The organism is Burkholderia sp. SIMBA_062, from assembly GCF_046534765.1.
Classification (GTDB): Bacteria; Pseudomonadota; Gammaproteobacteria; order Burkholderiales; family Burkholderiaceae; genus Burkholderia; species Burkholderia ambifaria.
The window spans coordinates 1-25017 of the sequence record NZ_JAWRYD010000012.1; the positions used below are offsets into that span (position 1 = coordinate 1).

Annotated in this window: 26 protein-coding genes and 2 pseudogenes; 13 read left to right on the forward strand and 15 right to left on the reverse strand. The window is 68.0% G+C overall.

Going from position 1 to position 25017, the window contains the following annotated elements; translation table 11 throughout:
- Positions 1-479, forward strand: a 479-nt coding sequence (locus tag SB786_RS14980; protein ID WP_410728104.1) for a hypothetical protein, incomplete at its 5' end; no start/stop codon positions are given.
- A 36-nt stretch (positions 480-515) separates the two neighbouring features.
- On the opposite strand, the gene SB786_RS14985 is transcribed toward SB786_RS14980, so the two are convergent.
- The 4 genes from SB786_RS14985 to SB786_RS15000 all read right to left on the reverse strand — a co-directional run bounded on the left by SB786_RS14985 (position 516) and on the right by SB786_RS15000 (position 6081).
- Positions 516-3584 carry an ATP-binding protein gene (locus SB786_RS14985; RefSeq protein WP_410728105.1) on the reverse strand — a complete coding sequence of 1023 codons (3069 nt, stop codon included), beginning with the start codon at positions 3582-3584 and terminating at the stop codon, positions 516-518.
- Positions 3585-3972: 388 nt separating this feature from the next.
- Entirely contained in the window at positions 3973-4137 is a 165-nt protein-coding gene (locus SB786_RS14990) for a hypothetical protein (RefSeq protein ID WP_410728106.1), read from the reverse strand.
- Positions 4138-4544: 407 nt separating this feature from the next.
- A complete protein-coding gene (locus SB786_RS14995; RefSeq protein ID WP_410728107.1) occupies positions 4545-5372 on the reverse strand; it encodes a hypothetical protein in 828 nt (275 codons plus the stop codon).
- Between the two features lie 121 nt (positions 5373-5493).
- Positions 5494-6081, reverse strand: a complete 588-nt coding sequence (locus tag SB786_RS15000; RefSeq protein ID WP_410728288.1) for a tetratricopeptide repeat protein — start codon at positions 6079-6081, stop codon at positions 5494-5496.
- A 362-nt stretch (positions 6082-6443) separates the two neighbouring features.
- On the opposite strand from SB786_RS15000, the gene SB786_RS15005 reads away from it, so the two are divergent.
- From SB786_RS15005 to atsR, 3 genes are read left to right on the forward strand one after another with little or no spacing between them, the layout of a single operon-like run.
- Positions 6444-7322, forward strand: a complete 879-nt coding sequence (locus SB786_RS15005) for a response regulator (protein WP_410728108.1) — start codon at positions 6444-6446, stop codon at positions 7320-7322.
- 49 nt (positions 7323-7371) lie between these two features.
- Positions 7372-7872, forward strand: coding sequence for a molybdopterin-dependent oxidoreductase (locus SB786_RS15010; RefSeq protein ID WP_410728109.1), 501 nt, complete (start codon positions 7372-7374; stop codon positions 7870-7872).
- A gap of 9 nt (positions 7873-7881) precedes the next feature.
- Positions 7882-9693, forward strand: coding sequence for a hybrid sensor histidine kinase/response regulator AtsR (gene atsR / locus SB786_RS15015; RefSeq protein ID WP_410728110.1), 1812 nt, complete (start codon positions 7882-7884; stop codon positions 9691-9693).
- Between the two features lie 54 nt (positions 9694-9747).
- Here the strand turns inward: atsR and SB786_RS15020 are convergent, their stop codons facing one another.
- Entirely contained in the window at positions 9748-10167 is a 420-nt protein-coding gene (locus SB786_RS15020) for a secondary thiamine-phosphate synthase enzyme YjbQ (RefSeq protein ID WP_006760900.1), read from the reverse strand.
- Between the two features lie 10 nt (positions 10168-10177).
- Complete coding sequence (locus tag SB786_RS15025) at positions 10178-10504, reverse strand: thioredoxin family protein (protein ID WP_410728111.1); 327 nt, start codon at positions 10502-10504, stop codon at positions 10178-10180.
- A 214-nt stretch (positions 10505-10718) separates the two neighbouring features.
- Between SB786_RS15025 and SB786_RS15030 the strand changes: the two genes are divergently transcribed.
- The 3 genes from SB786_RS15030 (at position 10719) to SB786_RS15040 (ending at position 12755) form a co-directional block, all read left to right on the forward strand.
- Positions 10719-11051 (forward strand): DUF2322 family protein, encoded by a 333-nt coding sequence (locus SB786_RS15030; protein ID WP_006760903.1) that lies wholly within the window; start codon positions 10719-10721, stop codon positions 11049-11051.
- Positions 11052-11123: 72 nt separating this feature from the next.
- On the forward strand, positions 11124-11924 hold the full coding sequence (locus SB786_RS15035) for a hypothetical protein (RefSeq protein WP_410728289.1): 801 nt from the start codon (positions 11124-11126) through the stop codon (positions 11922-11924).
- A gap of 198 nt (positions 11925-12122) precedes the next feature.
- Positions 12123-12755, forward strand: a complete 633-nt coding sequence (locus tag SB786_RS15040) for a LysE family translocator (RefSeq protein ID WP_410728112.1) — start codon at positions 12123-12125, stop codon at positions 12753-12755.
- Positions 12756-12833: 78 nt separating this feature from the next.
- Here SB786_RS15040 and SB786_RS15045 read toward each other — a convergent pair whose 3' ends face one another.
- Together SB786_RS15045 and SB786_RS15050 are read right to left on the reverse strand one after the other, a co-directional pair.
- Positions 12834-13403 carry a hypothetical protein gene (locus tag SB786_RS15045; protein ID WP_410728113.1) on the reverse strand — a complete coding sequence of 190 codons (570 nt, stop codon included), beginning with the start codon at positions 13401-13403 and terminating at the stop codon, positions 12834-12836.
- Positions 13404-13619: 216 nt separating this feature from the next.
- Positions 13620-14078: an Lrp/AsnC family transcriptional regulator gene (locus tag SB786_RS15050; protein WP_006486309.1), complete on the reverse strand. Its 459-nt coding sequence runs from the start codon at positions 14076-14078 to the stop codon at positions 13620-13622.
- A 124-nt stretch (positions 14079-14202) separates the two neighbouring features.
- On the opposite strand from SB786_RS15050, the gene SB786_RS15055 reads away from it, so the two are divergent.
- From SB786_RS15055 to surE, 3 genes are all read left to right on the forward strand, one after another.
- Entirely contained in the window at positions 14203-14940 is a 738-nt protein-coding gene (locus tag SB786_RS15055; RefSeq protein ID WP_006761394.1) for an AzlC family ABC transporter permease, read from the forward strand.
- Positions 14930-15232 carry an AzlD family protein gene (locus SB786_RS15060; protein ID WP_006749368.1) on the forward strand — a complete coding sequence of 101 codons (303 nt, stop codon included), beginning with the start codon at positions 14930-14932 and terminating at the stop codon, positions 15230-15232. Before SB786_RS15055 ends, SB786_RS15060 begins: the two co-directional genes overlap by 11 nt.
- A gap of 196 nt (positions 15233-15428) precedes the next feature.
- Positions 15429-16208 (forward strand): 5'/3'-nucleotidase SurE, encoded by a 780-nt coding sequence (surE, locus tag SB786_RS15065; protein ID WP_410728115.1) that lies wholly within the window; start codon positions 15429-15431, stop codon positions 16206-16208.
- A 105-nt stretch (positions 16209-16313) separates the two neighbouring features.
- Here surE and SB786_RS15070 read toward each other — a convergent pair whose 3' ends face one another.
- The 5 genes from SB786_RS15070 to SB786_RS15090 form a co-directional block, all read right to left on the reverse strand.
- Positions 16314-17135, reverse strand: coding sequence for an SDR family NAD(P)-dependent oxidoreductase (locus SB786_RS15070; RefSeq protein ID WP_410728116.1), 822 nt, complete (start codon positions 17133-17135; stop codon positions 16314-16316).
- Between the two features lie 69 nt (positions 17136-17204).
- Positions 17205-17672 (reverse strand): cupin domain-containing protein, encoded by a 468-nt coding sequence (locus SB786_RS15075; RefSeq protein WP_410728117.1) that lies wholly within the window; start codon positions 17670-17672, stop codon positions 17205-17207.
- Between the two features lie 227 nt (positions 17673-17899).
- Entirely contained in the window at positions 17900-19252 is a 1353-nt protein-coding gene (locus tag SB786_RS15080; RefSeq protein ID WP_410728118.1) for a pyridoxal phosphate-dependent decarboxylase family protein, read from the reverse strand.
- A gap of 19 nt (positions 19253-19271) precedes the next feature.
- Positions 19272-19571, reverse strand: a complete 300-nt coding sequence (locus SB786_RS15085; RefSeq protein ID WP_410728119.1) for an ArsR/SmtB family transcription factor — start codon at positions 19569-19571, stop codon at positions 19272-19274.
- Positions 19572-19764: 193 nt separating this feature from the next.
- On the reverse strand, positions 19765-20652 hold the full coding sequence (locus SB786_RS15090; protein ID WP_410728120.1) for a LysR family transcriptional regulator: 888 nt from the start codon (positions 20650-20652) through the stop codon (positions 19765-19767).
- A 129-nt stretch (positions 20653-20781) separates the two neighbouring features.
- Between SB786_RS15090 and SB786_RS15095 the strand changes: the two genes are divergently transcribed.
- The gene (locus tag SB786_RS15095) at positions 20782-21819 is read left to right on the forward strand and encodes an aldo/keto reductase (protein WP_410728121.1); all 1038 of its coding nucleotides are present in this window, start codon (positions 20782-20784) and stop codon (positions 21817-21819) included.
- Between the two features lie 54 nt (positions 21820-21873).
- Here SB786_RS15095 and SB786_RS15100 read toward each other — a convergent pair.
- Positions 21874-22652: pseudogene (locus SB786_RS15100) on the reverse strand (PLP-dependent aminotransferase family protein); the annotation flags it as partial.
- Here SB786_RS15100 and SB786_RS15105 point away from each other — a divergent pair.
- A pseudogene (locus tag SB786_RS15105) lies at positions 22650-22853 on the forward strand (GNAT family N-acetyltransferase); the annotation flags it as partial. The pseudogenes SB786_RS15100 and SB786_RS15105 overlap by 3 nt on opposite strands.
- Positions 22854-22884: 31 nt before the next feature.
- Here SB786_RS15105 and SB786_RS15110 read toward each other — a convergent pair.
- A complete protein-coding gene (locus SB786_RS15110) occupies positions 22885-23610 on the reverse strand; it encodes a class I SAM-dependent methyltransferase (RefSeq protein WP_410728122.1) in 726 nt (241 codons plus the stop codon).
- Positions 23611-23908: 298 nt separating this feature from the next.
- On the opposite strand from SB786_RS15110, the gene SB786_RS15115 reads away from it, so the two are divergent.
- Positions 23909-24913: a hypothetical protein gene (locus SB786_RS15115; RefSeq protein WP_410728123.1), complete on the forward strand. Its 1005-nt coding sequence runs from the start codon at positions 23909-23911 to the stop codon at positions 24911-24913.
- The last annotated feature ends 104 nt before the right edge of the window (positions 24914-25017 follow it).

The window sequence follows — 25017 nt, forward strand, 5'->3', positions numbered from 1 at the left end:
CGCCGCGAGAAATCGACGTGCGGCTGCTGCACTGGACCGCGCCCGCCGGGCTTCGACGCAACCGCCGACGCGCCGCCAACCAGGCCCGGACACGGCATCGCAACGGCGGCGGCACGTTCGCCGATTCGCCGCCCACGCACATCCAATCGACGGCCTTCCCCATACCGTCGATCCATCCCGTCCCGCGAAACGGCCTTGGCCGCTCCCTAACGTTTGGTCACGGACTTGTCCGGTTCGCCCGACCCGTCGTCCGCGACATGCTGCCACTCGGTGATGGCCCGGCGCTTCTGCGACGGCGACATCATCATGAATTCGTTGAGCTTCGTGAGGAAATCCCGTCTGGATTTCTCCGGCAGCGTCGCAAACCCAAGCAGCAGCCCGAACACCTTTCCCATATAGCGCACGGCCTTACCCTTCCTTCTTTAGTCGAAATCACGCGCAATCTGTGCGATGCGGCGTGTCTGCCTTCCCCGTTTTGAACGCCGGGCGATCTATGCCGCCATGGCGTCGCTTTTTTATCTTCCCGGCCAGTGCGCTACCGCGGCTGCCATTGCTCTCGACGCCGGCCGTTCGTCCGCCGCGGCGGCAGGAAACGCGATCCCGCGCTGTCGCGCGACGCGCGCGAGCGCGCGACGCAAGTCGGCCAGCGTCACCGGCTTCGTCAACACGCACTCGACGTTCGATGCGGCGTAACGCCGCGCGTCGTCGGGCGCCAGATGCGATGCGACGACGATCATGTGGCACGACAGCGCGCGCGCATGGACGGCTTCCGCCAGTTCGCCGGCCGACATGTCGGGCAAGTCGGCGCCGAGCAGCAGCACGTCCCATGCACCGTTCGCGAGCGTATCGAGCGCGCCCCCCCCGGACGACACGCACCGCACCGCGCAGCCGAGCACGTCGAGCTGCTCGCGAAAGATCGACCCGTTGACCGACGCATCGTCGGCGACCAGCACGCGTGGCACACGCGCGCCGGAAGCCGCCACGGGTTGGTCGTCACCGGCTTCGCCGGCCGGCGCGGGCCGCTGTTCGACAGTCGCGACGCGCGCGTGCTCGATCGCCGTGCGCAGCCCGTTCAGCGAATAGCTCGACACGCGGATCGTGCGACCCGCGACGTCCGGCTGCAGCGGACCGTCCGGCGTGGCGAGCACGACCGGCGCGCCGCCCCGGAGACTGTCGAGCTCCTCGCGCCGCCATTGGTCCGAATCGCCGAAGAGTACGATCGCGTGAGCACGCACGAGGCACCCGGCGGCTATCCCGATCGGACTTGGATGCATCGCGACATCGAAACCCCATGCGCGCAGATGCGGAAATGCGAACGCGCGCCACGCGTCCTCCGGCGCCACGACGATCAGCGTCCGGCTGTCGCCGGCGCCGACCGGCGATTTCGGCGCAATGCCCATGCGCAGCGGCAGGCGGACGGTGAACAGACTGCCGACGCCCGGTGCGCTCTGGACCGAAATCGTCCCGCCCATCGCCGCGACCAGCCGATCGCACAGCGCGAGCCCGAGCCCCGTGCCGCCGTAGCGCCGTGTGATCGACGCGTCGACCTGCGAGAACGGCTTGAACAGCCTGTTCTGTTGCGCGGGATCGATCCCGATGCCCGTATCTTCGATGCCGATCGCGAGCTCGGGCTTCCCGCGCACGTCGTGGCCCACCGCGACGCGCGCGACGATGCGCCCTTCGCCGGTGAACTTGATCGCGTTGCCGAGCAGGTTGCCGACCACCTGCGCGAGCCGTGTCGGATCGCCGCGCATACGCTGCCCCGCGCTCGCATCGATATCGGCGAATAGCTGCAACCCTTTCGCCCTTGCGACGGGCGCGAACGCGGCCAGCTCACGCTCGATCACCGCGATCACGTCGAACTCGATCGACTCGACCGACATCGCGCCGGCTTCGATCTTCGAGAAATCGAGGATGTCGCTGACGATCGCGAGCAGGCCCTCGGCCGATGCGCGCAGCGTCTGCACACGACTCTGCTGCGACGCATCGAGCGCCGTGCGCTCGAGCAGCTCGAGGTTGCCCAGAATCACGTTGAGCGGCGTGCGGATCTCGTGGCTCGTCGCAGCGAGAAACGATGACTTGGCCGCATTCGCCGAATCGGCCGCGCGCACGGCTTCCTCGAGCTGATGCACGAGCCGGCGCTGCGCGGTCGTGTCGGCGAAAACCGCGATCAGCACGTCCTCGCCCTGGTAACGCGCGCTGTGCGCGATGACCTCCAGGTGCAGCGGCGCGTCGCCGCGTGCATCGAGCACGAGCTCGGTCATCATCGTGCGGCCCGCGCCGCCGTTCGCGACGAACGCGTCGTATTGCGCCAGCGCCCGCGCGGCCAATGCATGGTGATCGCCGCCGTGCGGGACGAGCATCTGCGCCAGCACGTCGCTCGCGAGCATCACGCGGCGGTCGGACAGCGACACGAGACCGATGCCGACCGGCGCCATCGCGATCACGCTGCGGCACAGCGCCTCGCTCTCGAACACGCGCGCCGAACGGGCGTAGACCGGCACGAGCACGCGCCGGTGGAATCGCACGAGCAGCAACCACATCACGACGATCGCGACGAGCGTCGACGCCGCGAGCGCGCCGGCCTGCACGCCGATGCCGGCCGCCACGTCGGCCCACGACAGCACATAGGCGATCGTCCAGCCGGTGGCCGCGAGCCGCGAGCGGAACACGATCACGCCGTCGCGAAAGAACGGCTCGTCGGCTGCCCCATCGCCATGCACGACATCGAGGTTCAGCAGGCGCTCGGTCAGCGCGTTGGTCCGCTCGACGCCGGGGTCGATCGCGATCAGCCGGTTGTCCGCCGACACGATGAAGAACACGCCGGCCGAGCCGCGCCCGGGCAGCCATGACAGCAGGTATTCCGGTGAGTATTCGGTGGCGAGCACCGCGAACGACCGGCCGTCGGCGCGCGCTTCGGCCGCGATCCGGATACGCGCCTGCCCCGTCACGGGATTGATGTAGGGCGGCAGCCAGCGAACGTGCGGCCGACCGTCGGTCGGCACCGGGCCGTCGAAATCGATGTGCAGCGCCGCAAGGACGCGCGCGCGCGCGTCGGGCGTCGCGAGCGCGGGGTTGTCGCGCGCCAGATGCGGCACGAAGCCGAACATGCCCGTGCGCGTACTGTAGTGGTAGCCCTCGAGCGTGCGCCCGCGATTGAGCGAGCTCGCCGCGCCGATGCGCGACAGCAGGAATGACAGCGCGAGATAGCGCGCAACCTCGTCGCGCTGCCCGGTTTGCCCCGGCACGCCGACCACGAGCGATGGATACGGCTTGATCGCCAACTGCTGGCCGTTCGCGAAAAACGCATTCACGACATCGGGAGGCGCCGCGCCGAGTTCGTGCCAGATCAACTGCGTATTCGCGACGCCGTTGCGGAACGACGTCTCGGCCACCTGCACCTCGTCGACGGCCTCTTCGACGCCGTTCAGGAAATTGCGCCGCTCGCCGTCCAGATAGCCGTAAACGATCGACGTGATCCCGAGCCCGCAGGCGATCAGGATCAGGATCGTGACGACGATGCCGCCACCGAACATCGAAATGCTCTGGTAGCGGCGAATGGACTGAAGCGTGCTGTATGGCATGGCTCGGCGTGACGGCGCCCGGGATGCGGACATGCGGCAAATTCCCTGCCGGGCTGGGCGTCACGATGGAAGCATTGGGATAGAGACATCCCGATCATGCCAAACGACACTGCGAAAATCAGTTGTGTATTATCCTTTTAGTACACGTCCTATTTATTTCATAGCTTGTTTTGAACTCGAACGAATCTTCGCGGCGCAATTGCCCATAACGTCCTGTCCCCTCGGACAAGTCGCGACATCGCTCCCCGTCTGCGCGCGCCAATACAATGCCCACGGCAGGAGATGCATCCGTGGACGGTGCGGCGCACGCGACGTACCCGGTTCAGCCGGCGCGGAACGCCAGGCAAGGAGCGGCCCGCGCGATGCGCGCCGGGCCGGCAGCGCCCGCTCAGTTCTGCGTGAGCAGATTCAGCGTCGTGCACCGGAAACTCGTGCAGTTCGCCGGCTTGAAATAGAAAGGCGCCTGCTGCATTGCCGCCGTCGGCGGCAGGGTGAACGCCAGTTCGCCGAGATACGCGTTGCCCTGCCCGCCGAAATCGTTCGCCTGCTGCACGAAGTTCGCGCCGGTCGACTGAGTCGCGGCCGACTGGTACGTGAAGGTCGGCGACTACGTCTGGTCCTGCACGTAGATCCACGACGTCGTGCTGCCCAACACTTGCCCGCCCTTCGCGGCGATAGCCCTTCGCGCCTTCGCTGTCGAGGAGCGCCGGGAAGCTCGGGCCGTCGGCCGCGGGCGTGTGCGCATCGTAGCGCCACGTCAGCGTGCTGCCGCCCGAGCCACCGGTCCCGCCGCCGCACGCGGTCAGCGTCAGACAGGCCAGTGCAATCGATGTGCGGCTTTCATCGGGATCACCTCGGAGCGAACAGGGCGACGGAGCCGGTACACGCGGACGGCGCCGCGCGCACCGCCAGGTCTGGTATCCGAAACCGGCCGGCGGCATGCCGCGCCGGCCCGGGACATCAGTTGACCTGCAGCTGGCCGCCGCGGCCGAGGCCGCCCTTGACGTCCTGCGCCTTGTAGCTGCGCAGAGCGACGACCATCTTGTTGTAGGCGTCGATGAACGCGACGACGGTCGCCTTGCCTTCCGGCGTCGACGAGAAGCCCGACAGCGCGCCGCCCACGCCACCGCCGAATCCGCCCAGCACCGCGCCGTAGTTGGTCGCCGTCGAACTGCCTTCCGACGCCGCGATCTGCACGGCCGAACGCACGTCGAACAGCGTCAGCGTCACGACCGATGCCTTCGTCTGCAGATGGCCGGCCACCGCCGCGACCGCGCTGTTGCCGATCAGCCCGCCGATCATGCTGCCGATGCCGCCGACCGGCGAATCGTTGATCACGATCTGCGGTTCCATGTAGTAGTCGGCCGCGACGCGCTGGCCCTTCTGCTGCTTCGAGCCCGCACGGTACTCGCCCGAGTTGCGCTGCAGCTGCGTGATGCGCGACAGGCGCGCGTCGCTCTTCTGGTTGCCGATCGACGTGATTACGAAGCAGTTCGATTGCTGCACGGCCAGGCGCAGCAGCGGGTCGATGGTCGTCATCTTGGTCGCGCTGCCGAACGGGCCCCACCAGTCGGCGTTGCGGCCGTCGTCGACGGCGATCGTGCCCAGCGGCGACGTGCAGCGCTGCAGGGTCGTATCCGCGCCGGCGCTGGCGCCGCCCGCCGCAGCACCGGTCACGCCGGCGTTCTGGCCGCCGGGCGTCACCACGCCGCCGCAGCCGGCGACCGACGCGCAAAGCGCTGCAACCAGCGCACCTTGGGTGAGACGTTGGGAAAGGTTGGTCTTCATGTCGTTATCGATCGATAGAGTCGTTGTTCGGCTTATATGTTCGTGCGAACTTCGATAAGCCCCCCGGCGTGGCTGCGCGATGGTGGTCTCCCCGCTGCAGCCCCCGTTGCTTTCGGTCCGGTCAGTAGTACCAGTACGTCTGATTCCAGACGCCGTAGTACGGATAGCCCGAGTACCAGTAGCCGTAATAGACGTCACGCCATTGCGTGCGCCATTTCCAGTCTTCCTCGTCTTCCTTCTTGGCCTTGCGGGCGAGTTCGAGCAGCTTTTTCGATTCCTTGTCGCCGCGGCTCGCCGCGATCGACAGCCACTTGTCCGCTTCGCGCGGATCGGAGCCCATCTCCTCGAGGCCGAACAGGTAGAAACTGCCGAGCGCCTTCTGCGCGTTCAGGTCGCCGCGCTCCGCGGCGTCGCGCATCCACTTCAGTGCCTGATAGCTGTCCTGGCGCACGCCGTCGCCCCGGAAGTAACGCAGGCCGAGGTCGAAGGCGGCCTTCGGCTGGGCCTTCGCGGCCTGCTTCAGCGAAACGATGCGCGGATCTTCGCGGTCGTCCGCATCATCCCTTTTTTGGTAGGACACCTGATCTTTAGGGCGGTCGGAACAACCTGTGTCATCGCAGATCCGCACCGTGTTGCGTGTAACGGACGGATCCTGCGCGCACGCGGCCAACAGCAACAGCAGCCCCGGTGCCAGCAAACGGCGATACATTTGTGCGTTCCCCACGTTTTATCCGCGCCGCACTGCTTCGCGCTATCCCACCCCGCGAGCGCGCACCCGGCTTGCGCGCGGCGAGGCGAATACAATTCGCCAACGCCGACACGCAGTCCAAGCTCTCTCAGGCTCTCAGGCTCTCTTCGAATCGTTCGGTCACACGCTGCCCGCCAGCTTTTCGCTGGGCCGACTGTCGTCGACAGCGGCCTCCAAACCTGACGCAACAAACAATAGTGACGTGGTGAGCAATAATAATGGAGAAATATGGCATGTCAAGGTGATTCGCGATTTCAAAGTTTGCGTATCGCGTCACTTTTGAATATGCTCTTCGTCGCTAAAACCCAGGAGACCCTTTCGAGATGTCCACCAGCGAGCAGGCCAACGTCGATCTCATCACCGCCACCAAGGTGCGCGATCTGCTGACGCGCAACGGCATTCCGCCGCGCAGTCACAACACGACCATCGCGAACGTGCTGGGCCTCAGTTTCTCGGTCGTCACGCGCAAGATGAAAGGCCTGATCCCGTGGAACCTGTCGCAGTTGCAGGACATCGCGACGCACTTTGGCGTGCCGCCCGCGATCCTGCTCGACGACAAGGGCGCGCAGCCGGCCGCCGCAGAGATGATCGACGCGACGCTCGTGATCGAATCGCGCCGCTTTCGCTGCCGTGCGGCGATCTCGGCGAAGGCCAGCAGCCAGATCGAAACGGATTTCGTCGCGCTGCAGTGGCAGGGCGAATGGGTCGTCACCGAACGCCAGCACGCGCGCGAAGGCCGCACCTATCCGGTCGACGTCATCGAGCTGCGCTCGAGCCAGCCGACCGTCTATGCGGCACGGATCGCGGTGGTCGACGATTCGCAGGACGTCGCCGAGACCGTGTGCGAATACTTCATCGAGAAAGGCGTGAACGCGGTCCCTTACTTTGACGGCGCGTCGTTCCGCAAGGCGCTGGAAGTCGAGGACTTCGACGCCTACATCCTCGACTGGATGCTCGGCGACCAGACGGCCGCCGAGCTCGTGCGCGGCATTCGCTCGAGCGAGAACGGCGGCGCGCCGATCTTCCTGCTGACCGGCAAGATCTCCACCGGCGAGGCGAGCGAGGACGAGATCGCGCACATCGTGTCGCACTACAACGCGCGCTGCGAGGAAAAGCCGGTGCGCCTGCCGATCCTGTTCGCCGAAGTCGCACGCGAACTGAAGATCACGCTGCCGGCCGCCGCAGCCGCCGCCGCGAGCTGAGACCACAACGATCACCCACCTTCACACGAACACGACCGAGGGGAAACACATGCGAATCTCGACGATCCGGATCAAGAGCCTGGTTGCGGCCGGCCTGCTCGGCATGGCCGCCGCGTGCTGGGGCGCGTCGTTCACGTTCACCGTCGACGGCAAGATCGGCCGCAGCAACCAGCCCGGCAAGACGACGTTCGTCTTTTCCGAGCAGGCACTGATGGCGCTGCCGCAGTACACGATCGTCACGTCGACGAGCTGGACGCCGAAGGCGACCTTCACCGGCCCGCGCCTGTCCGACGTGCTGAAGACCGTCGACGCGCACGGCACGCAGATCGAGTTCCGCTGCATCGACGAGTACACGTTCACGATCCCCGTGTCGGATGCCGACAAGTACGGCGTGATCCTCGCGCGCACGATGAACGGCAAGGTCCTCGGCAACGACAACTACGGACCGCTGTGGATCATGTATCCGCGCGACCAGTATCCGGACGAGCTGAAGACGCCGCTCGGCGAAGCCAAGTTCGCGTGGCAGATCATCGGCCTGACCGTGAAGTAAGCGCGCGACATGAAGCGCCGGCGGTGGAAGAACAGAAAAATCATCCTGGTCCTGGGGTCGCTGTGGATCCTGGGATTCGCCGCGTGGGCATTCCTGCTGTGGGACCTGCTCGCGACGTCGGTCAACGAGGGCGTGCTCGAAGGGCCGCGTGAAGGCGTGTTCTGGACTGCCGCGCAATACCGCAACGTCTACACGCGCTTCGACCGCCAGCTGATTCTCTACGCCACGCACGTGGACGACAACTACGACCACGTGCAGATGCAGCTCGACAGCCTGTCGGTGTCGTTCGGATTCCTGCAGCGGCCGTCCGAGGTGTCCCAATACTGGCTGCGCATCCCGCGCGCGCGCGGCGAGATCGCGGCGCTCGGCGAATTCATGGCGCGCCTGAAGCATGACGTGCCGCGGTTGCGCGACGCGCCGAACGACGCACAGCGCGTGATCGACGAGGTCAGTGCGCATTGGCCGAAGGTCAACGGCCTCGCGAACTACTTCCGCGCGATCGAGATGGCGCAGCGCGACTTCACGTTCCATCAGTTGAAGGAAAGGCAGCGCGCGATCCTGTCGCTCGGCATCATCCTCGGCGTGATCCTGTGCGCACTGTTCCTGCTGCTGTTCTATACGATGCGCACGCGCGACGACCTGCTCGAACGCCAGGACGCGGCGCTCGATGCGGAACGCAAGGCATCCGATCGCGCGTTCGAGATGATCGAGGCGAAGAACGCGTTCCTCGGGATGGTCAGTCATGAACTGCGCACGCCGCTGCAGGCGATCTGCGGGTCGATCGAGATCCTGCTCGCGCGGCCGCAATCCGACGCGAACCTGAAGACGATCCGGCGGCTGCAGAATTCCGCGTCGTCGCTCGAGGCGCTGGTCAAGGACCTGACCGACTACATCAAGCTGCGCTCGACCAAGCGTCTCGCCGAAGCCGAAACGGTCGGCATGGCGTCGCTGCTCGCCGAGGTGCTCGATCCGCTGCGCGCGAAGATCGCGACCAAACGGATCGCGATCTCGCAGCAGGTCGAGCCGCGCGACCTCGCGATCCGCTCCGATCGCAAGCTGTTGCGGCAGGTGCTGTCCAACCTGATCGAGAATTCGGTGAAGTACACCGCGGACGGATCGATCGACGTATCGATCCTGCTCGTCGACACGCCGGCCGGCCGGCAGTTGAAACTTGCCGTGCGGGACACGGGCGCCGGTATCGCGAAGCAGCATCTGCCGAAGATCTTCGAGCCGTTCTACCGCGCGAACGACGCGGTCGGCCTGCATGTGGACGGCATCGGGATGGGGCTCGCCGTCGTGCGCGAGATCGTGACGACGCTGCGCGGCCATGTGGACGTGCGCAGCGCCGTCGGCGAAGGCAGCGAGTTCGTCGTCACGCTGCCGGCCGAAGCGCCGGATGCCGCCGAAACGGCCGGCGACGCGCCCGCATGGCCGGCCGTCGACGTGCATCGCAACCGCCGCGCGCTCGTGGTCGACGACAACGACAACGCGCGCGAAACGCTCGGCGCGATGCTGTCGGCGCTCGGCCTCGACACCGATCTGTGCGGCACCGGGCACGAAGGCATCGCACGTTTCGGCGACGCGCGTTATGACCTCGTCGTGCTCGATCTCGAACTGCCGGACCTGAGCGGCTTCGAAGTCGCGCGCCGCATCCGGATGGTCGCGCAACCGGACGACGACGGCAGGTGTGCGTCGATCCTTGGCGTCAGCGCGTACGAATCGGCCGCGTTGCGCGAGAACCAGCGGGTGTTCGACGCGTTCCTGCCGAAGCCCGTTCACCTGCGCGAACTCGGCGCGCTCGTCGAGAAGTTGCTCGGCTGAACGCGGCCGCGACGCGTCACGGGCCGGCCTGCCGGTCCGTTCGCGCTCCCGCGCTCATTCGCCGATCAAATGCAGCACGATGTCGCGCCGATGCGCCGCGCGACGATGCTCGAACAGATAGATGCCCTGCCAGGTGCCGAGCACCATGCGTCCGTGCTCGACCGGGATCGACAGTTGCACCTGCGTGAGCGCCGTGCGCAGATGCGCGGGCATGTCGTCGGGCCCTTCGGTGTCGTGCTCGTAGCGCGTGTCGTCCTCCGGCGCGAGTGTCGCGAAGTAGCGTTCGAGATCGCGCTGCACCGACGGATCCGCGTTCTCCTGGATCAGCAGCGATGCGGACGTATGGCGGCAGAACACGGTCAGCAGCCCGGTGCGGATCGCCTGCTGGTCGACGAACGCACGCGCCTGCGACGTGAACTCGACGAGGCCGCTCCCGCGCGTTTCAACGCCGATGTGCGTGATGGCCTGTTGCATGATGCCCCCCTCAGACGAGTGCGGCGAAGCCGTCGGCTTCGATCTGCTTCGCGTCGGCGGGGCGCACGACGCGCGCGACTTCGACGCCGTCGCGCAGGAACACCAGCGTCGGCCACAGCTTCACGCGGAACGACCGGCCGAGCGGCCGGCCCGGGCCGTCCTCGATCTTCAGGTGCCGCACGGCCGGATGCGCGGAGAGCGACGCGACGATCGCGGGCTGCGCGCTCGCGCAGATCCCGCACCAGTTCGTGCCGAATTCGATGACGGTGATACCGGCCAGTGCGTCGACTTCCGCGCGCGTCGGCGCATTGGCGGTGTAGCGTTGCTCAATGTCCATCGGGGCCCCTCGTATGCAATGGCGGAACGTGGCCGCCGCGTGCCGGCGTGCGCGCAGATGCGGCCGGTGATCTCCTACTCTAGCGGAAAAGCACGCGCGATGCCGATGGTGGCGGGCAGCGCTGTGGAACTCGCCGGCGCGGCGCGGCCGGCCGGATGACGATCGGATAAGATACGGCCCGATTGGCCCATGATCGAACCGACGGAGTGTTTCAGTGATTCAACCGACCCAAGTATTCAAGGACAACCTCGCGCAACTGCCGCCCATCGACGGCATCGCCCGGATCGATCTCGTCGGTGCGAACGGCGACGTGGTCGCCAGCATCGAGAACCAGCCGGGCAAGCAGGGCTCGCTCGCGGTGTACAACTACCTGAAGCAGGCATTCGGCACGCTCGATGCGAAGGCCGCCGAACACGGTCTCGCGGTGTTCGCGGAGCACACCGCCGACGCACGCAACCGCCCGGGTGCGCACCCGAACGTCGATCGTCTGCTGGCGATCGTCGACGGCGGCGAAGCACTGCGGATCGACGTGATCGCGCAGGGCTGAGCCGACGTGCGCCGCATCGCTGCCCGACCGTTGGGCCGCCGCGTCGCATCGCTCGCGGCACTCGCGTGCGTCATGTTCGGCGGCACGGCGTCGGCCGCGGCCGAGGCGCTGCGCACGGCTTCCGATATCGCCGGTGCGTCGCTGGTTGCGCTCGGCGCGCTGCCGCGCTCGCCCGAGAACGGCACGCTCGACGCGTTTTGTGCGCAATATCGCGCGAAGGCCACAACCGCGGCCGGCCGCGACGTCGCGAAGCTCGGCTGGATCGTGACGTCCGAGGCGCCGCTCGGCCGCTATACGGTTGTCACGTTCGCGAGCGGGTTCAAGCCGGGGACCAGCGCGATCTGCTTTGCGCGCAACGCAAACATCGGCGTTTTCGATGGCTCGGCGCTCGTCGCGCTCGGCTATACGGCGCGCACAGCCGGCTGGCAACTCGGCTCGGTCGAGCCGCTGGAAAGCGGCGCGCTGCTGGTCTGGGGCGGTGATGGTCCGTCGGCGCCCGTCGGCGAGCTGCGCGAAGAGAACGGCGGCTTGCGGCTGACCGCGGTCGCCGCGGAACGCACGTACTGTCACGGCCGTGCAGTCGTGCCCAACGTGTACGGCAAACCGCTCGACAAGGCACGCAACATCCTGATCTCGCACGGCTGGCAGCCGTTGCGTCCGCACGAGAAGCCGAATGAGATGGATGGCGCGGCGACGCTCGCGAAGCACGGGATCATCGAAGCCGAAGCATGCTCGGGCACCGGCATGGGGTATTGCGCGCTGCGGTATAGGAGCGCGGCCGGCGTGCTCGGCGTGACGACGGTCGGCGGTGAGCCCGACACGCCGTCGGCAAACACCGTGATCGATTATCAGGTGGGTTGCAGGAAGCAGTGACCGGCGTGACGGCGCGTGCGCTCGATTCGCGCGTGGCGGCGTGGCACGAGTGCGTCGGCGCGTCGAAAACGGAGCGAATCCGGGGGCGATCGGCTGTGCCGGCACATCGAATCATCGGCCGTTCGGTCAATTGACCCGCGCCGAACGCGCTCCTACACTGATCTCCCTTTCACGCCGATGCGGCACGACGGGACTTCCATGATCGACCTCTCCACGCTCGCGCTGTTCTCCGGCGCGTGCCTCGCGCTGACCGCCACGCCCGGCCCCGACATGCTGCTGATCGCGTCGCGCAGCGTGAGCCAGGGCCGTCGCGCGGGGTTCGCCACGCTCGCGGGCATTCAGGCCGGCACCTACGGCCATGCACTCGCGGCCGCGCTCGGACTGTCGCAGCTCTTCGTCGCGGTGCCGCTCGCCTATGACGCCGTGCGCTTCGCGGGTGCCGCATATCTGCTTTATCTCGCGTGGAAAACCTTCCGTTCGGACGCGACCGCGCTGTCGCCGGTCGCGTCGCCGCGCCGCCATTCGACCGCCGCGATCTTCCGCCAGGGCCTGACGACGAACCTGCTGAATCCGAAGATGGCGCTGTTCGTCCTCGCGCTGTTCCCGCAATTCGTGCGCCCCGAGCACGGCTCGATCGCCGTGCAGATCCTCGTGCTCGCGACGGTGCTCAACCTGATCGGGCTCGTCGTCAACGGCGCGGTGATTCTGTCCGCGAGCCGGTTGAGCCAGCGGATGGGCGCCCGCCGCCGGCCGCCGAAGCTGCCGCAGTATCTGCTCGGCGCGGTATTCGTCGGGCTGGCCGCGCGGCTCGCGGTGGCGGGACGGAATTGAGCCTGCTGGCGCTTCCACCGTGCGCCACCCGCGCCGACACCGAATCGCGCACCTCGCCCGATTCAAGTCATGCGATCGTCAGCGATTCGCGCCGAGCGCGACGCGCAGCCGCTCCATCAGCCGCGTGTAGTGCAGCACCACCTCGGCCTTGTCCGTCACGTTCGCGGTCGAGAACCGCTCGGCCCACGCCGCGTTCCATTCGTACGTGCCGTGCACGCTGCGGTCGCCGTCCGGCGCGTGAATCAGCGAACGGATCCGCGCGTCGCGCCCCGGCCCCGTGTGCATCTCGAACAGCGCGTGGATGAACGTGTGATACGCGTCGTACACGTCCTCGTCGAACAGGTAGCGGTAGATGTGAAACGTGCGGTCGAGGTCGCGCTTCGCGCGGATCACGTCGTCCGGCGAGATGTCCTTCCAGTAGCCGATCCACGTGTAGAAGCACAGCAGCGCATTGAGCTGCGGCGCGACCGTGTCGTACAGCGTGAGCCGCTTCTCGATCAGCCGCTGGTTGGTCCACTGCACGAGCTCGAGCCGCTTCAGCCGGCGCGCGACGAGCCAGCCGAGGCATGCGACCGACAACGGCGTCAGCACACCGAGCACGAGCTTGACGATTTCCAGCGAATTCCATGGCGGGTTGAATGGCTGCATGAATGGCTCGACCAGAAATCGGCACCGCCCGGCGGATCGCATCGCGCGCAGCGCGCCCGTGCGATCGCCTCGCGGTTGACCGTTAGTTGCTTGAGCATCGAAGGCGCACCGTGATGCAGCCGGTGCGCGGCGAAGCGGCTTGTCCCGCCAGTGTATCGGCCGATTGTCGCTGGCTGGTGACGATCCGCCGAATCGTCGTCGCGCGTTCGCGCCGCGTTACGTCGGCAGCGCCGACGTGAGCTTGACCTTCTGCATCGGGATGTCGGTCTTCACGCTCAGCACGCCCGGAATGCGCGTCAGGTATTCCATCTGGAAGCGCCGGTAGTCGTCGATGTCGGCCGCCACCACGCGCAGCAGGAAATCGCAGTCGCCGGCCATCAGGTGACATTCGACCACTTCGGGCATCTGCTGGACGGCCTCGGCGAAGCGGTTCACGGATTCCGCGTCCTGCCCCTTCAGCCATACGCGCGTGAAGATCGTCAGCCCCTTGCCGACCTTCGCCGGGTTCAGCACGGCCACGTACTTCTCGATCACGCCCGCTTCCTCGAGCAGCCGCACGCGCCGCAGGCACGGCGACGGCGACAGCCCGACTTCGTGCGCGAGCTCCACGTTCTGCATGCGGCCGTCGCGCTGCAGCGCGCTCAGGATCCGTCGGTCGATAGCGTCAAGCTTCATTGGCATCGAATTCCAAAAAAATCGCGAAACACGCGTTCAATGCCAAATTCTCCGGAAGATCTGGCCATAACGCAACCCGATTCGAGTCAAAAAAGCAGACAATCCTCCTCCCCAAGGAGGAGTAATGAGCAGTAGCGTTTCAACGTCGTCCGGGCTTCGCGACAAGCCCGCCCATGTCGCCGAGATGGGGCGCGGATTGCGCGCCGCGCTGCCCGTCATGCTGGGTTTCGTGCCGTTCGCGCTGGTGCTCGGCGCGCAGGCCGCGCAAAAAGGGCTGAGCCTGTTCGAGGTCCCGATGATGACGGGCCTGAATTTCGGTGGCGGCTCCGAATTCGCCGCGATCCATCTGTGGACGTCGCCGCCGCACATCGCGCTGATCGTCGCGATGTCGTTTCTCGTGAATTCGCGCCACATCCTGATGGGCGCGGCGTTCGCGCCGTATATCCGGCGCCTGCCGCGCCGTCGCGCGTTCGCCGCGCTGTTCTTCATGTGCGACGAAAGCTGGGCGATGTCGCTCGCCGATGCGCGCTCGCGCTCGGCCACGCACATCAGCGTCCCCTATTACGCGGGCGTGTGCTCGGGGCTGTACCTGACGTGGATCTCGATGACGACGTTCGGCGCGGCGGTCGGCCCGACGATCGGCAACGTCGAGCAGTACGGCTTCGACATGGCGTTTACGGCCGTGTTTCTGGTGCTGCTGCGCGGGATGTGGAAGGGCATGCGCGCGAGCCGTCCGTGGTTCGTGAGCCTCGTCGTCGCAGCCGCCACGCACCTGGCCGTGCCCGGCGCGTGGTACGTCGCGGCCGGCGCGTGCGCGGGGTTGATCGCCGCGCTGCTGTGGGAGCCGCGCGATGCTGCCTGATTTCGCGACGGTGGCGACCATCGTGCTGATGGCGTCGACGACCTACCTGTCGCGGGTGCTCGGCTACGTGCTGCTACGCAACCGCACGCTGAGCCCGCGGATGGCATCGGTGATGGAGAACGTGCCCGGTTGCGTGCTGATCTCGGTGATCGCGCCGGCCTTCGTGTCGACGCGCCCGGCCGACCTGCTCGCGCTCGCCGTCACGCTGGTCGCGGCGACGCGCCTGTCGATCCTGCCGACCGTCATCGTCGGCGTCGTGTCGGCCGGCCTGCTGCGGCATCTGCTCGGGTAACGCGGTCCGAGCCGCCGCGCGGGCGGCGCATCGAACCGATGAACGGGCGCGTCATGCGCCCGTTTTCGCATGCGCGCGCAGCGCGCGGCACTGAATGGCATTGCACGGCACGACACGCATCACGACGCAATGCTAGCCTTGCGGGTGTACCCGCGATGCCTTTCCCTCTCATTGCCTACCTGCGAGGATCATCCCGATGCAAGAAACCCGCCCGCTGTTCGACCGCGTCCTGCTCACCAACGACGACGGATTCGACGCCCCCGGCCTTGAAGTGCTCGCACAAGTCGCCACGCAACTGGCGCGCGAGGTGTGGATCGTCGCACCGGCGGAAGACCAGAGCGGCACGTCGCATTCGCTGAGCCTGCACGAACCGCTGCGCGTGCATCGCAAGGGCGAGCGCCGCTTCGCCGTGCGCGGCACGCCTGGCGATTGCGTCGCGATCGCGGTCAGCCACCTGATGAAGGACGCGCGGCCCGACTTCGTGCTGTCCGGCGTGAATCGCGGCGCGAACCTCGGCACCGAAACGGTGTTCTCCGGCACCGTCGGCGCGGCGATGACGAGCATGCTGGTCGGCGTGCCGGCGATCGCGCTGAGCCAGGCATTCAGCGACCGCGACGCGGTGCCGTGGAATACGGCGCGCACGCACGCGCCGGACGTGATTCGCCGGCTCGTCGCGGCCGGCTGGGACCGCGATGCGTGCCTCAACGTGAATTTCCCGCCGCGGCCGGCCGACGACGTGCGCGGCTTGAAGGTGACGAACCAGGGCGCCGGCACGCTGCAAGGCGTCGACATCGTGTCGGGGCGCGATCCGCGCGACATCGAATACCACTGGCTGAAGCTGACGCGCGCACCGCGCGACGACGATGCGGATTCGGAAACGGTCGCGCTCGGCGAAGGCTACATCGCCGTCACGCCGCTGAAGTTCGAACGCACGCACGACCAGGCGCTCGCGCGGCTGCAGGCGAACCTTGGCTGAATGGTGCGATCGCGCCGGCAGGCATCGGCCGCCGGCGAATGACGCCGGGTCGAGACCGCTCGGCGGCTTCGCTGCGCCGCCGGATCACGACCTTACCGCGCCGCATCACGTCAGGTTCATTCCCCCGTCGAGCATCACGATCTCGCCCGTCACGTAATCGGACGCGACGAGCATCGCGACCGTCTGCGCGACGTCGTCCGGCGTCGCCGCGCGGCGCATCGGCGCGCGCTCGCGCCAGAGCTGCTGCGCTTCGGTCCAGTCGGCCGTCAGCGGCGTATCGACGAGCCCCGGCGCCACCGCGTTGACGCGAATCGCCGGCGCGAGCGTGCGCGCGAGCAGGCGCGTCGTGTGATTGAGCGCGGCCTTCGCCGCCGCATACGGAATCGACGCGCCCTTCGGCCGCACGCCCGCATGCGAACTCACGTTGATTACGCACCCGGCGCGCCCGCTCGACGCCGCTTCGAGCAGCGCGGGCTGCGCCTCTGCGACGAGCCGGAACGGCGCGATCACGTTGATCTCGTGCAACTCGCGCCACACGTCGGGCGTCGCGGCGGCGAGATCGTCGTGCGGAATCACGCGGCTCGCGCCTGCATTGTTGACCAGCACGTCGAGCCGCCCGTGCACCGCGAGCGCGTCGCGGATCAACCGCACGCGTTGCGCATCGTCGGCGAGATCGGCCTGCACGTAGCTCGCGCCGAGCTCGCGCGCCATCGCGCGACCGGTGTCGGCGGAGCTGCGCGAATGCAGGATCACCGCATAGCCATCCGCCGACAGCCGTCGTGCGATGGCCGCGCCGATCCCCGACGTCGATCCGGTGACGAGCGCGACAGGCCGATGCACGCGCGACGCGCGCGGCTCGGCGACGGTTTCGGTTTTAGGTTCCGTTTCGGAAATCGGGGCATTCATCGGCGGATGCGGCGCGTCCATGGCGTGGAATCCCGTGAGTGGCGTTCCCGCATCATAAGCGCGGCGACGGCCGATGCGGATGCGTGCCGTCTACGGCTGTTTCGGCAGATCGACGAAATCTTCGAGTTCGCCGGCGATGTAAAGCCGCTTGCCGATTCTCGGGTATTCGCACACGTCGTGTTCGAGGCGCTGGCCGGCGATGAACAGTTGCAGCGGCACGTCGCCGGTATTCTGCAACGTGTGTGCATCCCCGCCGCGCGGAAAACCGAGAAAATCTCCCGGCCCGATGTTGAAAGCGCGTTCACCGATCGTGGCCGTGCCGGTGCCGGACAGCACGTACACGCATTCTTCCTCGTACAGGTGACGGTGATATTCGGCCGATTCGTGACCGGGCATCAGCGTGAGCAGGTGAGCACCGATTTGCGTGAGGCCGGTCAGGTCGCTGAGCTGCCTTTTGAGGCGAACGGCATTGGGGTTCAGCGAATGCACCGCGCGCGTCGGTTCCATCTTCGCGATGTCGGCAGCTTTCAGCAGTTCCCGGGGAGGCGTCGTGGACATGGGGATCTCGTCAGCGTGATGCAGCGGTTGAACGTGCCGCCCGGGCCGGCGCGGCGCGCATGCCGCGCTATTGTCCGGCATTTTCATGCGGATGAGAAACGTGTATGCGCGCGTCGGCATAGCCGCACACCACTGCCCGGTCTGAGGCACAACGAGACAGCTTCTGCCGCGGGTTGGCGACGCATGCGCAATGCAAGCGCCGCGCCAGGGTCGCGCGCCGCCGCTGCTCAGCCCACGTGCACGCCGCGCAGCCTCGTCAGCAACGCGACGAGACGATCGATATGTTCGTCCTCCGTGCGCCACGACGACACGCTGATCCGGAACGCCGGCCGCCCCTGCCACACGGTCTGCCCGAACCACACATCGCCCGAATCCTGCGCGGCCTGAAGGATCGCGGTCGTCTCGTCGTCGGTGCCGGCGCGCACGAGCACCTGGTTCAGCACGACGCGGTTCAGCACGTCGTAGCCGGCCGCGCGCAGGCCGTCCGCGACGCGCGCGGCCTGCGCGCAATGCCGCTCGACCATCGTCGCCACGCCGGCACGGCCGAGCGCGCACAGCGCGGCCCACACCGGAATGCCGCGCGCGCGCCGCGAGAATTCGAGGTTCAGGTTCTTCTGCGCGTCCTGCGCGCCGCTCAGATAGACGGCGTCGCTGTTCATCGCGGTCGCGAGCGCGGCCGCGTCGCGGCAGATCACCATCGCGCCGTCGTACGGCGTGTTGAGCCACTTGTGGCCGTCGGTCGTCCAGCTGTCCGCGCCGTCGATGCCGTTGGTCAGCGCGCGCTTGGACGACGCGCGCGCCCACAGCCCGAACGCGCCGTCCACGTGCACCCACGCGCCGGCGGCCTTCGCGGGCGGAATCAGCGCCGCGAACGGATCGAATTCGCCGGTGTTCACTTCGCCGGCCTGCACGCAGAGGATCGTCAAGTCGTCGAGCGGCGGCAACTGCGCGGGATCGATGCGGCCGTGCGGGTCGACCGGCGCGACGATCACGCGCTTCATCCCGAAGCCGAGCACGCGCAGTGCCTTCTTCACCGTGACGTGCACGAGCTCGGAGACCACCACCTTGACCTCGGGCGCGCCGATCAGGCCGTCCTCGTCGACGTCCCAGCCCTTGCGCGCGAGCAGCGCACGCCGCGCGACGACCAGCGCGACGAGCGTGCAGGCCGTCGCGCTCGTGCCGAAGCCGACCGCGCTGCCCTCGGGCAGCCCGAGCACGTCGACGATCCAGCGCGCGGCCTGCCGCTCGATCGTCGCGGCCACCGGCGAATTGGCGAACGATGACGCACACTGGTCCCACGCGAGCATCAGCCGCTCGGCCGCCGCCGCGGCCGGCAGCGTCGCGCCGATCACGAAGCCGAAGTAGTTCGGGCCGTTCGACGCGACGGTCGCGGGCGTGCCGCGCTCGTCGAGCAGGCGCAGCACGTCGTCGGCCGGATGGCCCGTATCGGGCAGCGGCTCGTCGAAGGCCGCAAGACCGGCGAGCGCGGCCGCGTCGGGATACGCGCGCCGTTCGTTCGTCGCGGCGAGATACGCATGCGCGCGCCGGTCGGCATCGGCCAGCAGGGCAAGTTCATCCATGTCGATTGCCTCGGTGAAGTCAGAGTTTCAGGAGATCGCGGCCCAACTGATGCAGCGCATCGTCGACCCGCCTGTAGTACGTGAACTTGCCGACGCGCGTCGCCTGCACGAGCCCGGCATCCGCGAGGATGCGCATGTGCCGCGTGGTCGTCGCCGGCGCGATGCCGAGCTTCTCGGTGATGTAGGTGCAGCACACGCCGAGTTCGTCGAAGTCGCCGTGCGGCTGCGGGGGAAAATGCTCGCGAGGCTGCTTGAGCCAGCGCATCACGGCCAGACGGCTTTCGTTGGCCAGTGCGCTGATGCGGGTGACGTCGTCCATGGGGTTCGGGTTCGGTTTCGTTTAACGTTTTGAATATTAGCTAAATGACGAAACGTCGACAACCAGGCCGGCGGCCAATTTTTGCGTTCGCTGTCGTGCCGGCAGCCGCTTCGTCTGCTATCACACCGTATCCGACGTCATCACGTCGCAGCTGGCACGGACAGGCACCCGGCGCGGCGCGATCCGGTTGCGATCATCCCGCTGCCAGCGCCTGCGCCAATTGCTCGATCAGCGCCCGCACGCGCCGTGGCTGCGCGGCGCCGCCCGGATAAACGATCTGCAGGTCGACTTCGCCCGGCGAGAAGTCGCGCAGAATTTCGACGAGCGCGCCGGACGCCAGATCCTGCTCGACGTCGAGCAGCGACTTCAGCGCGATCCCGTGCCCCGCGACGCACCATGCGCGCACGAGCGCACCGTCGTTGGCCACGCGCCGGCCGCGCACCAACACGCGCTTCAGTTCGTCGTCGATGCGGAACGGCCACTCGGCATACAGCTCCTGCCCGAAACGCATCACGATGCAGTCGTGCGCGGCGAGTTCATCCGGATGCCGCGGCGCACCGTGCGCGGCGAGATAGCCGGGCGCGGCGCACACCACGCGGCGCGAACGGCCGAGCGAGCGGCTGCGCAGCGCGCTGTCCGCGAGCGTGCCGCGCCGGATCGCGAAATCGAGCCCCTGCCCGACGAGATCGACGTAGCCGTCGCCGAGATGCAGGTCGACCGTGACGCCCGGATGCTCGGCCAGGAACGCGTCGACGATAGGCACGACGCGCGCCTGCCCGAGGTCGGCCGGCGCGCTGAGCCGCACGGGCCCCGACAGCGTCTGCGCACCGAGCCGCACGCGGCTTTCGAGTTCATCGGCCTCGGCAAGCAGCCGCCGCGCGCCGGCGACCAGCGTGCGGCCCTCGTCGGTGAGGCTGATCGCGCGGGTCGTGCGCGTGAGCAGCGCCGCGCCGTAATGGCTCTCGAGCGCCGCCAGCCGCTCGGAGACCGTGGCCGGCGACAGGCCGACCTCGCGGCCGGCCGCGGCCAGCCCGCCCTTTTCCACGATGCGCAGGAACAGCGCGAGGTTATCGAGCAGCATTCTTCGCTTTCTCCGAATGATATTTTCGAAGTCTGCCCAATTATCCGGCTGAACCGCAAGCGCTAGAGTGAGGGTCAACCTTGCCGGCGCCCACTCGCGCCGGCTTCCGCTCAACAGAGGGCACACGACATGGAATACCGCACGCTCGGCCGCTCCGGCCTCAAGGTTCCCGTGCTGAGCTTCGGCGCAGGCACGTTCGGCGGCGCCGGCCCGTTGTTCGGCGCATGGGGCAACACGGGCGTCGACGAAGCGCGCCGCCTGATCGACATCTGCCTCGAAGCCGGCGTCAACCTGTTCGACACGGCCGACGTGTATTCCGACGGCGCCTCCGAACGCGTACTCGGCGCCGCGATCCACGGACGGCGCGACCAGGTGCTGATCTCGACGAAGACGGGCCTGCCGACCGGCGACGGGCCGAACGACGCCGGCACGTCGCGCGCGCGACTGATCCGCGCGGTCGACGACGCGCTGCGCCGGCTCGGCACCGACTACATCGACCTGCTGCAGCTTCACGCGTTCGACGCGGCCACGCCGGTGGAGGAAGTGATGTCGACGCTGGACGACCTGGTGCGCGCGGGCAAGCTGCGCTACATCGGCGTATCGAATTTCGCCGGCTGGCAGATCATGAAATCGCTTGCGGCGGCCGACCGGCACGGCTGGTCGCGCTACGTCGCGAACCAGGTCTATTACTCGCTCGTCGGCCGCGACTACGAGTGGGACCTGATGCCGCTCGGCGCGGACCAGGGCCTCGGCGCGCTGGTGTGGAGCCCGCTCGGCTGGGGCCGGCTCACCGGCAAGATCCGCCGCAACGCGCCGCTGCCCGAAGGCAGCCGCCTGCACGACACGGCCGGCTTCGGACCGCCGGTCGACGACGAACGGCTGTACGACGTGGTCGATGTGCTCGACGCGATCGCGGAGGAAACCGGCAAGACCGTCCCGCAGATCGCGCTGAACTGGCTGTTGCAACGGCCGACCGTGTCGTCGGTGATTATCGGCGCGCGCAACGAGGAACAGTTGCGCCAGAACCTCGGCGCGGTCGGCTGGTCGCTGACCGACGCGCAGATCGCGACGCTCGATGCGGCGAGCGCGGTCGAAGCGCCGTATCCGTATTTCCCGTATCGCCGGCAGGACGCGTTCGCGCGCATCAATCCGCCGATGCGCGGCTAAGCGAGGCCGCAAGCCGTCGCGCTCCGACGCCATCGGAACGCGGCGCGACGGCCGTCACCGCGCGGCCAGCACGCGATCGATCATCTCGCCGATCCGGCGCGCGAGCGCGTCCATCCGCTCGGCCGGCGCGCCGCCGTAGCCGAGCACGAGCCCGTTGTAGCCGTGCGCGGTGCCCGGCACGCAGAACGACGACAGCGGCCGCAGGATCAGCCGTGCGCCTGCGCGACGCGGCTCAGTTCCGTGTCGGCCACCGGCACGTCGAGGCGCGCGGACAGATGCATGCCGCCGGCGCCGCCCGACACGGTCAACCGCTTGCCCAGCCGCCGCGCCAGCGCATCGTGCAACGCGTCGCGCCGCTCCGCATAGACGCGCCGCATGCGCCGCAGATGCCGCGTGAAATGCCCCGCGTCGATGAAATCCGCGAGCGCGCGCTGCTCGACCGCGCGGCCGTGCAGCATCAGCGCGCCCGCCGCGTCGCGCGGCGGCTGCGCGAGCGCTGGCGGCACGACCATGAAGCCGAGCCGCAACGCGGGAAACATTACCTTGCTGAAGGTGCCGAGATAGATCACGGGCGCATCGTCGGCGAGCCCCTGCACGGCCGCATGCGGCGTGCCGTGGTGGCGGAACTCGCTGTCGTAGTCGTCCTCGACGATCCAGGCGCCGGCCGCGCGCGCCTGTGCGACGAGCGCGAGCCGCCGTTCGAGGCTCATCACCGCGCCGAGCGGATACTGATGCGACGGCGTGATGTAGACGAGCTTCGGCGCACGATCGCGCCAGTCGTCCGGATGCGGCGCGAGCCCCTGCGCATCGACGCCGATCGGCTCGACACGCAGGATGTCTTCACGCTCGACAGCGAACGCGGCAAGGGCGTGGGCCGCGCATTGATCGAAGCCGTGTACGACGCCGCGCACGCGCATCGCGCTGAACGCGTGTACTGGCAGACGCACGAAACGAATCACACGGCGATGCGGCTGTACGACACGGTCGCGGAAAAGACCGGGTTCGTGATCTATCGGAAGGTCTTGCCGCGCTGAGCGTGCCGCATGCAGCGCGGCCGCGACGGCTTCAATCCAGCGGCCGCGCCTTGATCCACAGGAACAGCGGCACGCGCGACCACTGCTTCAGCGTGTCCGTGTCGGCGCGGTCGGGGGGCGGCTCGCGCAGCGACACGATCGCGAAGCCGGCCGCCTCCAGCGCATCCATGTAGGCCTGAAGCGGCAGCGACCAGCCCGCGAAGTGCATCGACAGCCCGTCGCGCGTTTCCACGCCTTCGAAATGCTCGCTGCCGAAATACGTGCCTTCCAGCACGAACGGCGCGTCCGGTTGCGGCCCCGCGAAACGGCCGCGATCGCGGAACGGATGCACGAGCGACACGAACAGCAGCCCGCCCGGCTTCAGCACGCGGCGCACCTCGCGCAGCGCGCCGGCCATGTCGTCGAGGTCCATCAGCACGTTGTACGCCATCACGATATCGAAGCTGGCCGGATCGAACGGCAGCGCCGCGGCGTCGGCGAGCGCGTAGCGGTGCGCGGAATCCGCGCGACGCGCGGCGTCGAGCATCGCGGGCACCGCGTCGCTCGCGGTCACGTCGTAGCCGAGCGCCTTCAGCTCGCGGCTCACGCGGCCCTCGCCGCAGCCGATCTCCAGTGCGCGGCCGGCCCCGCGGCCGAGGTAGGCGGCCAGCCCCTCGCGATACTTCCAGAAGGCGTCGTGGCCCGGCCTGCCGGCCCAGTCGATCCATTGGTCGGCGACGTGTGTCCAGTGCGCTGTGATGGCTTTCGTGTCGGTCATGTTCGCTCCCGATCGGGGTCCGTCGTTCCGGCCCAGGTGCGCATGGTAAGCCGAAGCGGCGGAGCGCGTGAGCGCGGCTTTGCGCTGTCCGGGCCGCTGGCATCGCTGGAGCCGCTGGCGTCGCTGGCATCGCTGGCATCGCTGGAGCCGCTGGCGTCGCTGCCGTCGCTGGCGTCGCCGGAGCCCACCTCGGCTGGTTTCCGTTTCCGGCCACGGCGTCCTACAGTTATGAGCAATGCCATGCGCCGCCGCGTATCGGCCGCATCCGCCGATACGCACCCGATTCCGAGGGATGTCCATGCCGAGTATCGTCGCCGGTCCCGCCCATCTCCCGCCGAGCCCCGTCGCCGCCGAAACGCGCATGGTGCACGACGTCGCCACGCTGCAGCCGGCCGACTATCGTTCGGCCGACGGTGCATCGTGGGTCATCGCCACCATCACGCCGGCCCCGGACAGCGGCGAAAACGTGACCGGCACGACCTACTTCGATACCGCGAAACAGCAGACCGTCGCGGTGCCCGATGCACGCCGGCGCTACGCGAACCGCGGCACCTGGCAGGTCGTCGCGAGTTCCAGCCCGTCGGTGCCCGCCACCGGCCGCTACGACTGGCTGACGCTCGCGTGGCTGCCGATCAATCGACGGCCGCTGCCGCAAACGGCCGAGCACCTGTATTCGCCGTTCGTTCACGGCGGCACGATCGTCTACCGATGGAATCCGGCCGCGGAAGGCGGCGAGCAGTTCGGCAATGTGCGGATGATTTTTCCGGAGTGGCGGCAGCAGGTCGCAGACGTGCTGCGGGCCGCGCCCGGCGACGACCCGCAAGCGGCGGCCGCGTCGTCGGCGTCGGCGCTTGATCGCATGAAGCAGGACCGCAATCCGATGGCCGCCGTGCTCGACTTCGGCGCCGCGCTGCAGGAAGAACCTGCCAACCGGATCGCCGCGCGCCTGCCCTCATTGCTGCGTGAGAACGACCTGCGTGAAGTGTCGGCGATCGTGTTTCAGTGCATCGCCGTATCGCGTGAAGAGGACCGGCCGCGCTTCGTCGAAGCGATCAACGGCTCGATCTTCTCGATCGACGACGGCGCGCGCCTACTCGCGATCGCCTACGGCGCGTTCGCGGCCGGCCGGGTACGGCCGCGTCCGTTCAGCGATGCCGCGCAGACCGCGCGCATCAACGACGTGTTCACCGCGTTGAAGCAGCGCACGTCGGCGCTCGGCGTGCCGGTCGCGCAAGGTACGCCGTGGTACGAGTTCTTCACCGCGTATCGGCTGGGCGGTGCGGTATCCGGCCACGGACGGTAATCGCGCGTCGATCGCCGGCGCCGCGATAGCAACGGCCAATCTCCGGCACTCGTCATCGCTCACCGCGCCGCGGATCATTCATCGGCGCGTCGGTGCCCCGGTGA

Excerpts from the sequence above, each read along its gene's own strand:
- SB786_RS15085 (WP_410728119.1), bottom strand. The coding sequence starts at position 19,571 with ATGGACGACGTCACCCGCATCAGCGCACTGGCCAACGAAAGCCGTCTG.
- SB786_RS14985 (WP_410728105.1), bottom strand. The coding sequence starts at position 3,584 with ATGCCATACAGCACGCTTCAGTCCATTCGCCGCTACCAGAGCATTTCG.
- SB786_RS15020 (WP_006760900.1), bottom strand. The coding sequence starts at position 10,167 with ATGCAACAGGCCATCACGCACATCGGCGTTGAAACGCGCGGGAGCGGC.
- SB786_RS14995 (WP_410728107.1), bottom strand. The coding sequence starts at position 5,372 with ATGAAGACCAACCTTTCCCAACGTCTCACCCAAGGTGCGCTGGTTGCA.
- SB786_RS15070 (WP_410728116.1), bottom strand. The coding sequence starts at position 17,135 with ATGGACGCGCCGCATCCGCCGATGAATGCCCCGATTTCCGAAACGGAA.
- SB786_RS15095 (WP_410728121.1), top strand. The coding sequence starts at position 20,782 with ATGGAATACCGCACGCTCGGCCGCTCCGGCCTCAAGGTTCCCGTGCTG.
- SB786_RS15035 (WP_410728289.1), top strand. The coding sequence starts at position 11,124 with ATGTTCGGCGGCACGGCGTCGGCCGCGGCCGAGGCGCTGCGCACGGCT.
- SB786_RS15110 (WP_410728122.1), bottom strand. The coding sequence starts at position 23,610 with ATGACCGACACGAAAGCCATCACAGCGCACTGGACACACGTCGCCGAC.
- SB786_RS15080 (WP_410728118.1), bottom strand. The coding sequence starts at position 19,252 with ATGGATGAACTTGCCCTGCTGGCCGATGCCGACCGGCGCGCGCATGCG.
- surE (WP_410728115.1), top strand. The coding sequence starts at position 15,429 with ATGCAAGAAACCCGCCCGCTGTTCGACCGCGTCCTGCTCACCAACGAC.
- SB786_RS15005 (WP_410728108.1), top strand. The coding sequence starts at position 6,444 with ATGTCCACCAGCGAGCAGGCCAACGTCGATCTCATCACCGCCACCAAG.
- SB786_RS15060 (WP_006749368.1), top strand. The coding sequence starts at position 14,930 with ATGCTGCCTGATTTCGCGACGGTGGCGACCATCGTGCTGATGGCGTCG.
- SB786_RS15090 (WP_410728120.1), bottom strand. The coding sequence starts at position 20,652 with ATGCTGCTCGATAACCTCGCGCTGTTCCTGCGCATCGTGGAAAAGGGC.
- atsR (WP_410728110.1), top strand. The coding sequence starts at position 7,882 with ATGAAGCGCCGGCGGTGGAAGAACAGAAAAATCATCCTGGTCCTGGGG.
- SB786_RS15115 (WP_410728123.1), top strand. The coding sequence starts at position 23,909 with ATGCCGAGTATCGTCGCCGGTCCCGCCCATCTCCCGCCGAGCCCCGTC.
- SB786_RS15075 (WP_410728117.1), bottom strand. The coding sequence starts at position 17,672 with ATGTCCACGACGCCTCCCCGGGAACTGCTGAAAGCTGCCGACATCGCG.
- SB786_RS15055 (WP_006761394.1), top strand. The coding sequence starts at position 14,203 with ATGAGCAGTAGCGTTTCAACGTCGTCCGGGCTTCGCGACAAGCCCGCC.
- SB786_RS15045 (WP_410728113.1), bottom strand. The coding sequence starts at position 13,403 with ATGCAGCCATTCAACCCGCCATGGAATTCGCTGGAAATCGTCAAGCTC.
- SB786_RS15050 (WP_006486309.1), bottom strand. The coding sequence starts at position 14,078 with ATGAAGCTTGACGCTATCGACCGACGGATCCTGAGCGCGCTGCAGCGC.
- SB786_RS15040 (WP_410728112.1), top strand. The coding sequence starts at position 12,123 with ATGATCGACCTCTCCACGCTCGCGCTGTTCTCCGGCGCGTGCCTCGCG.
- SB786_RS15010 (WP_410728109.1), top strand. The coding sequence starts at position 7,372 with ATGCGAATCTCGACGATCCGGATCAAGAGCCTGGTTGCGGCCGGCCTG.
- SB786_RS15000 (WP_410728288.1), bottom strand. The coding sequence starts at position 6,081 with ATGTATCGCCGTTTGCTGGCACCGGGGCTGCTGTTGCTGTTGGCCGCG.
- SB786_RS15025 (WP_410728111.1), bottom strand. The coding sequence starts at position 10,504 with ATGGACATTGAGCAACGCTACACCGCCAATGCGCCGACGCGCGCGGAA.